The sequence below is a fragment of the Wolbachia pipientis genome (assembly GCF_023661085.1).
Lineage (GTDB): Bacteria > Pseudomonadota > Alphaproteobacteria > Rickettsiales > Anaplasmataceae > Wolbachia.
This window is the reverse complement of the sequence record NZ_JAHDJT010000058.1, coordinates 1-7,947: the sequence shown is the minus strand read 5'-3', so window position 1 is coordinate 7,947 and position 7,947 is coordinate 1. Positions and strand designations below refer to the sequence as shown.

6 protein-coding genes, 1 tRNA gene and 1 pseudogene are annotated in these 7,947 nt (G+C 37.6%); 1 reads left to right on the top strand and 7 read right to left on the bottom strand.

Features of this window, described 5'->3' with window-relative positions; all coding sequences use genetic code 11:
• Positions 1-199: 199 nt before the first annotated feature.
• Both DM84_RS03370 and era read right to left on the bottom strand, forming a co-directional pair.
• Complete coding sequence (locus DM84_RS03370; protein WP_250778335.1) at positions 200-1,018, bottom strand: 3'-5' exonuclease; 819 nt, start codon at positions 1,016-1,018, stop codon at positions 200-202.
• The gene (gene era / locus DM84_RS03365; RefSeq protein WP_250778334.1) at positions 1,011-1,895 is read right to left on the bottom strand and encodes a GTPase Era; all 885 of its coding nucleotides are present in this window, start codon (positions 1,893-1,895) and stop codon (positions 1,011-1,013) included. Before era ends, DM84_RS03370 begins: the two co-directional genes overlap by 8 nt.
• 350 nt (positions 1,896-2,245) lie before the next feature.
• Here era and DM84_RS03360 point away from each other — a divergent pair, with 350 nt between their 5' ends.
• A complete protein-coding gene (locus tag DM84_RS03360) occupies positions 2,246-3,409 on the top strand; it encodes a Fic family protein (RefSeq protein ID WP_250778333.1) in 1,164 nt (387 codons plus the stop codon).
• Here the strand turns inward: DM84_RS03360 and DM84_RS03355 are convergent.
• From DM84_RS03355 to DM84_RS03335, 5 genes and pseudogenes are all read right to left on the bottom strand, one after another.
• Positions 3,368-3,878 (bottom strand): annotated as a pseudogene (locus tag DM84_RS03355) (5-formyltetrahydrofolate cyclo-ligase). The gene DM84_RS03360 and the pseudogene DM84_RS03355 sit on opposite strands and share 42 nt — an antisense overlap.
• Complete coding sequence (locus DM84_RS03350) at positions 3,862-4,491, bottom strand: ferredoxin reductase domain-containing protein (protein WP_250778331.1); 630 nt, start codon at positions 4,489-4,491, stop codon at positions 3,862-3,864. The pseudogene DM84_RS03355 and the gene DM84_RS03350 overlap by 17 nt, the downstream one beginning before the upstream one ends.
• A 26-nt stretch (positions 4,492-4,517) precedes the next feature.
• Positions 4,518-4,604, bottom strand: a tRNA-Ser gene (locus tag DM84_RS03345).
• A 40-nt stretch (positions 4,605-4,644) separates the two neighbouring features.
• Positions 4,645-5,457, bottom strand: coding sequence for a DUF2163 domain-containing protein (locus DM84_RS03340; protein WP_250778330.1), 813 nt, complete (start codon positions 5,455-5,457; stop codon positions 4,645-4,647).
• A 284-nt stretch (positions 5,458-5,741) separates the two neighbouring features.
• A complete protein-coding gene (locus tag DM84_RS03335; protein ID WP_250778329.1) occupies positions 5,742-7,703 on the bottom strand; it encodes a WD0745 family porin in 1,962 nt (653 codons plus the stop codon).
• Between the last annotated feature and the right edge of the window lie 244 nt (positions 7,704-7,947).

Below are 7,947 nucleotides of genomic sequence, written 5' to 3'. Positions count from 1 at the left end.
TTAAAATAGAGAGTGGAATAACTAGCTACCTCGGGGTTTTATTGTCTTTTTTCTCCGTTTGGTAAATTTCTTAAATATTTATTACTAAAGTAGTATCCTAGATCCCAGCGTCACGCGCTGGAATGACAAGAAAAGGAGGCACTTGGATGACAAGGAAAGGCTACTCGGATAACACAGGGGGCATTCCAGTCCTCTAGATTCAAATATAAAACTTTCCGCCACAAGTTATTTTCCATTCTTCTTTAAATTTTTTTAGATGTGCTTTTTTTTCGCATTCTAAAAGTAGCTCTTCCACACTTTTGTTGTAGCTCTCGGTAGTGATTCTTCCTTGATGGTGCACAAATCTCAAGTAAATTAAGTAAGTGTTAATTACGTCTGTTTCGCAATACTCTCGAATCTCTTGCATTTTGCCGCTATCATATAAACCCATAACTTGCGACCCATCAACCCCAATTTTACCAGGAAGATTAAGCGCTGCACAAACTTCGTTCATTTTTACTCTCGCGGAGGCTCCAAAATCAGAGAGGGATTCAAGTAAATCGCAATGCCAATTACTACTGTATCTTTGATTATAGCTATTCCACTTATCACCAGCTTTATGAAAATATTCTGCTTGAATGCCATGAACCATAGCACGGTACTTCAACACTGGTATATCAAAAGCACGCCCATTAAATGAGACTAACCTTGGTCTTTTTTCCGACATATAATTGAAAAATCCCTTCAATAGCTCTTTTTCACTAGAATTTAGTGTACCGCCAGACCTAATTTCCTGTAGTGTAAACACCTCATAACCATTTCTGCAGCTTATATTGCAGAGTAAAAAACTGATAACTACAATTTGGTGGAAAGGCTGACGAAGAAAAGGGTTTTGTCCGTTTGTTATCTCGAGGTGATATTTTGTTAACGCGTCTCTTTTCTCTTCTATACTACTATCATCACAAATATTGAGTAAATTTTTGCAGGGGTTTATATCTGGTATAGTTTCAATATCAAATACCAGTAAAGAATTAAGCATCGCTTATATACTCCTCAGGACGGTCAGTCCAATGCTGCACTTTCACGAATAAAAACAGGTGAACTTTACACTCGAACAACTTCTCCAGCTCAACACGTGCCTCGATGCCAATTTTTTTAATGTTACTGCCATCTTTTCCTAGTACTATTTTCTTGTGGCTATCCCTCAGCACAAATATGACCTGTTTTATGATTAAACTCCTATCTTTTTTCTCCTGAATTTGTTCAGTTATGACAGCTATAGAATATGGCAATTCTTCACGCAAATTCAAGAATAATTTTTCCCTCGTAATTTCCGCTGATAAAAAACTCGTTGAGGAATCGGTTATTTGATCTTCTCTATAAAACCAAGGACCCACTGGTGCAACTTCAGATAAATAACTTATCAAATCAGAAAGTCCATCACTCTTTAATGCGGATATTGTGAAAATTCTTTCAAACCTATAAAGTAAATTCAGATGTCCATACGCCATCTTTAACTCAGGTTTTTTTACCAGATCAATCTTATTGATAACCAAAATGCATCTGCCTTTTGTGCGCTGCAGCCGCGCAAATATAGTTTTGATTCTCTCTATATTTTTTAAATAATTGCTCACATCAACCAGCAACAAAGTGATGTCATCACCCCTGATTGCTGACCATGCAGATTTGACTAGAGTTTTCTCAAGTTTCGTTTCTGCCGAAAATATCCCCGGAGAATCAGTAAAAATAATTTGTGTGTCACCGTGTATTGCAATACCCCTTATTTGCGTCCTTGTTGTCTGCACTGTGGGAGTAACAATTGCAATCTTCTTACCTACAATGCTGTTAATCAGCGTAGACTTCCCAGCATTTGGTAAACCGGCTATAGTGACAAATAAGCATTTTTGTTCTTTCACGAAGGGGATTGTAAAGAAAACTGGATTCTAGTGTCAAGCTACTTAAATGACATCTACCGCATCATTAGATCTCTTGCATAGCCTGCTTTTGAAATTTCTTACCATAATGCAAGAAATCTATCACCGTTAAGATAAGCCTTATTTTCATTTTTGCAAAAATCGAAAATAAGGAGGTTTCTTATTTTCACCCACGCAAATAAGATAAAGCCTTATTTTCATTTTTATACAGAATCGAAAATAAGAGTTTTTTTTATTTTCACCCACGCAAATAAGATAAAGCCTTATTTTCATTTTTTACTTTTTTGAAAATAATATATACTATAAAAATATGGTGTGCTGGAGTCGAATGAATGGATATTAAAGAATCACCATCAGGTAAGGTCATCAATACACTTGCTGGTTATCAGGCATTTATACCCAATCCCTTGCCACCAAAATTTGAATGGGACAATGCTTTAGTCAAAAGCCTTTCCAGAGCAGATCATATTTTGGGTATGTTATCCAGAGAAGGAGCTAAATTGCCTAATCCTCACCTTCTCATAGCACCCTTTGCAGCACGTGAAGCAGTGCTTTCAAGTAGAATCGAGGGAACTCAAGCAACTCTCGGTGAAGTTTTGGCTCAAGAAGCAGGTGCTAATGTAGATCGTGACCCCGATGATTTACAAGAAGTACGCAATTATATATCAGCGCTCGAGTATGGACTAGAACGCCTAAAGTCCCTTCCTCTGTCGCTTCAGTTGATTAAAGAAATTCACGGGATGCTAATGCAAGGCGTGAGAGGCTCTCATGCAACCCCAGGAGAATTTCGCCGGGTGCAGAACTGGATTGGAGTTCCAGGGTGTACAATAAACTCAGCAAAATATGTGCCACCAACACCAGACGAGCTGATGGATTGCCTGTATTCTTTTGAAAAGTTCCTACATGACAGGACACTACCCCCACTCATACACATAGCTTTATGCCATTATCAATTTGAGGCAATTCACCCGTTCTTGGACGGTAATGGGCGTATTGGACGTCTACTCATAACATTACTCTTTATCGAAAGAAAGTTATTATCATCGCCTTTGTTATATCTAAGCGCATTTTTCGAAGCTATGCAAAGTGAGTACTATACACAACTTTACAATATAAGCAGCAAAGGTACGTGGCATAATTGGTTCTCTTATTTCTTAAATGGTGTAGCGTTGCAATCGTTGGACGTATTATCAAGGGCAGAACAAATTAACAATTTAATTACAGATTGGCAAAGTTCTAAAACCGAAGGAGTTGCGAGTGATATTATAAGATATTTAGCTGTAAACCCTTACTTTACTATAAAGAGAATAGTTGAAAACTTAGGTGTTGCATTTACAACAGCCCAAAGAGCAATCATGAAACTTGAAGATTTAGGCATTGTTTCACAAACTTCCGAGGGAAAGAGAGATCGGGTTTACTGTGCAACTGATATTTTAAAGATTTTAGAAGAGCCACTACCTACACCTAACACGTGTCTCAGTGATTATGATATCTAATTTTTGATCGTGTCCTTCTACTGGCAGATTTTTGCAATATTGTTTTTCATAAGCTACACCTATAAATATTGTGCCAAGTGGCCGCAGTTCTTTTATTACCGCATCATACCAACCACCACCAAAACCCAATCTATTAAGATGATCATCAAAAGCAATAACTGGAGTGATAATCGTGTCGGGGATTATATTTTTACCTGTTTTGTTCCACTCCTTAAACCTCAGTGGCTTGTTTTCATCAGGAATTGCCACTTTATAGCCTAAATTGAGCAAATTATGCATCAAAGGTATAACATTTATCTCTCCATCAATTGGAATGTAAGCTGCAATTGTTTTGCCTTTAATGTAACTTAAGTTCTGGATTGAAGAGGTTAACAAGAGAATTTGCTGCGTAGCTCTCATCAATATTTTTTCTTATAGCCCTATATTGCTCTCTTATTTTCTTTTTTTGTTGTTTAATATCTTCGAACATGGTCTATCCATTTTGCAGTGAGTTTTTCCTGTAAGCTATTTTGTTTTAAGCGCTCACTCAAAAAATCAAAGTCAACAAGCTCCATATCCTGGTCTTGATTGCTGCAACTATATACATAATTCTCTTCTCCTGTTTTCGTATTTATATGCCGCTGCACACACTGGGCGCAGATTTCTTTCATCATACACTGCATAGGCGAATTAACCGATGATATTGCCATGTGGCCCGATTTCAAATATGGTCTTAAAATTGTTTTTCTCGCTTCATTTACGGCCTTCATCATTTTATCAGAACCGATAGTGATAATTTTGTCTATAGCGTCTAAATTAATCGTAGTATCGCCTAATATTCCCCTTTGATAAGAGATTATTGCATCAACTATACTCCCATGAAAAGATTTGTCTTGATCCCTGTTTGTTTTTATTAATCCTTCTTCGCATGCCCAAACTACCGCACTTGATGCATGCTCTATCAGCGCTTGTTTAAATACATCATTTAATTTCCTATAGCCAGCAAAGTATAAAACCTTATTGTTATTTTCAAGACAGGCCTTTCCTATTGAAAACAATACTGCATTTCCAACTCCACCACCAATTAGCATTATGTTTTTCATGTTTTTGTTCTTGCATGCATATGATACGGAAAAGGGGGGATTCGAACCCCCGACATATTTTCATATGTGCACGCTTTCCAAGCGTGTGCTTTAGGCCACTCAGCCACCTTTCCACATTACTTATAATATTCAAAATTGTGCTGCTGAGCAAGTTTAGCTATGAAAACCAGGTACACAGGGTTCACCGCGAAAATTTACAGCATTGTGAAATTTATTTTTACAAGTTGAAAATGTTTTATCGCAACCTGCGAGTATCGAATACTTATCCCCAGCAGAAATTTGGTATGGAGGCGAAGTAAACAATGTAACTACTTTATTTCTGTGTTCCTTCACTATACCTTCAAATGCCGCGTGTGTTGCTGAATCAAAGAATTTCACTACTCCGTGCTTATAATATCCATCGCCCTCAGTTAAATTAGTGTCTTCGAATCTTCTTTCATCTATTACTTTAGTAATCGTGCTTACTTTACTGAACTTTTTAGCATCGGCTTTACACCTACCATCGCAAAATTGTGCTCTGCATACAGGTGAATATAATTCTGCTACGCTCCTCTCAACCTCTGTCGCGAGCCCTCTAGTTTCAACAACAAATCTCCCGTTATTTAAAGTTACTTTACCAAAAGCTCCCAAGTGCAGATTCATCGTTCCCTGGCTCAAATCCTTATAATTCACAAGAAATACTTCAATGTTTGCGAAGTCATACTTTCCCGATAAGACATCTTCTTCTTTAATGTCATCGCTATTTAATATTCCCTCAATTTCTAGGTTGTCAGTCTTTAAGTCGCTGTTTAATATTATGCTACTGGCTGTAAATCCACTTGAAGATTTGTAGAGTATGTTATCAATATTTAAATCTTCATCATAATCAGTGAATCCCATTACTTTTCCACCTGCAAGAGTTAATTTCCAGCATGTAGCAATTGTAAGTAACTCTCCAGCTAAATGGTTTTTTAACGTGGTTTGCATAAAAGCCTCCTATTTAATTGATTGAATTTGAAAACGGCCAATAGATAAGGTATCATTCCAGTGTCTAGGCACTGGAATCCAGCCCTTCTGCAATCTCACTGAAAACATTTTTTAGCGTAAGCTAGCTTACTTTTATACTAGTTTGCTTGCTTACAAGCAAACTTTCCTGGATCCCAGTGTCTGAGCACAGGGATGACATCCTCTATTGATTTGATCAACAAATAAACACTTAGCTTCAACAGACAAGACATACACCACACTCAATTGTGGTGTATGTTAGCCAACTAGAAAGAAAACTTCACGCCAGTGAGGAAGAGAACTCCTTTGTTAGAATGTGCTACATCTGTACTATTTGCTTTCGTAATCTTATAACTATTAGCTTGCTTCTCATCAGTTGTAAAGTAATGAAGGGCTGCATAAGGAACAAGTTTGCTCTTACTGCAAGCAGGAGAGAGGTCGTACTGAACACCAAGTGCAACGTCGTGAAGCCTATCTCCATCACTCATTTTACTGCCAAAATATGTCAAGCTCGTGTAGAAGCTCTCATATTGATAGCCAGCACCCGCAGTCCAATACATGGTGTTTTTATCATCTCCTACAAACTGATCTTCTAAGCCTTTCACTCTTTTGCCATCATCAGTAGTGTCACCACCAACAATTTTGGTGTATTTACCATCACTACCTAATTTTTTAATGCCCTTCGGTTGACCAGATTTACCCAAATATGCGAAGGAGGCAGCAAGCTTCACGCCTTGATCTTCGTTGATCTTATAGTCAGCGCTTATACCCAAGTTAACACCCATCAGGTCATTGTATTCCACAAATTCTCTATAAAGATGCTTATCTTTATTTGGCTCTTTTGCTTTACCATATTCACCAACCACAGAAGTTTTGACTTTTATGTTGTTTTTACTAAAGTCATATTCATATGATGCACCAGCACTTACTATGTGTTCATAGCCTGGGCCAACGTGTCTCATGCTATTATTTTCTTTTACAACAAACAAACTACTATCATAGCGAGGTGAGTAGCTCATACCAAATCTTGCACCCATATAATTTGGCGAGTAGTAAGCAATTCTAAACGGTAGTGTAGTCAGAACATCTTTGTTGTATTTTCCAGCCATGCGGAAAGAGAGCTTTTCACTTTCACTTGAGAAGCTTTCAGTGTAAAGACGTGGTGTTACATAAAATGGAAAGCTTGCAGCACTTCCTTCTAAGTTCACCTTTCTGAACCAGTCACTATCTGCAGCTCCATCAACAGTTGCAATTCTCGTTGCATCAAGTCTCATCAGAGCTTCAGGACCAAACTGGTAGCCAAGTTTCAGATCACCATATTTTGAATTCAAAAACACATGTGCACTCCTGCCTCTTGTAGCATTCACACCTTGTGAAGCTCCTTTGCCCTCTGTCACTGGAACGTGGAATTGTACATCAGCACCGTAGAGAAGACCTAAATCTTCATTTTTGTTTTCAGCTCTTAAGTGCAATATTGCATCTGAAATCATACCCATGTTTTCACTATAATCACCGATATTTCCTATCCCCTGAGGAAATATTGGATTCGCTCCTTTTCTCTGATCCTCAATATTACCGTAATAACTTTCAGACCTGCCAGGCATAACGTTATAAGGTTTATATTCCTCACCGCTTGGCCCTGCTTTACCATAACCTTGAGCATCAACAACGCCACCGAAAGTGATTCTCAAGCCATTTGCTCCTTGGTTAGTGTCAATAATATCAACGCCACCAACTGAGACAACAGGACTGGCTTTGCCTTTTTCCTCTATGCTTTTGTTAACAGCTTTAGTCTCAATTTTAGCTTTCTGAGTTTTAGAACTCTTAGTTTTTGAACCTTCTATATTAGAGTTCTTAGCATTGAGAGTTTTTGCTTTTTTCCCATTTGCTAGTTTTGCCTCCTCTTTTTTCTTGTCGACCGCTAGCTTTGCTTCCTCTTTTTTCTTTTTCTCAGCTAGCTCCTCTTTTCTCTTTTTCTTAGCCGTTAGCTTCAGCTCTTCTTTTTTCTTAAGCTCTTCAGCTTTCTTTTTTGAATCAGCATTACATATCCTGTCCATTTTCTCTTTTAGTTCTTTATTTGATGTTTTCATAACTTCCATTTTTCCAGAAGTTACTGCGCTCTCTTGCTTTTTTATACTTTCATCAGAAAAGTCAGCAGCAAAACCGCCGAAAGAACATAAAGTCAATAAAGAAGCTAGAGCAGTTCTAGTGTAGGTAGATTGTTTCATGAAGTGCCCCCAAAAAATTTCAAAATCATTATCTTAAACGTAAATAGTACAAAAATGTTGAAAGTTCAACTTAAAGCAACCTTATAGCTGAAACAAAAGTAAAATGCAACATCTTAAGAACAACTTTTTCAATATCCATAGCGTGCATATTAACTAAAACTTAGCACAGAGGTTTGCCTGTTGCCCGCATTATAACTCTACTGCTTACTCTGCGGAAGTAAAAATTTTTCATGATAAAATAACA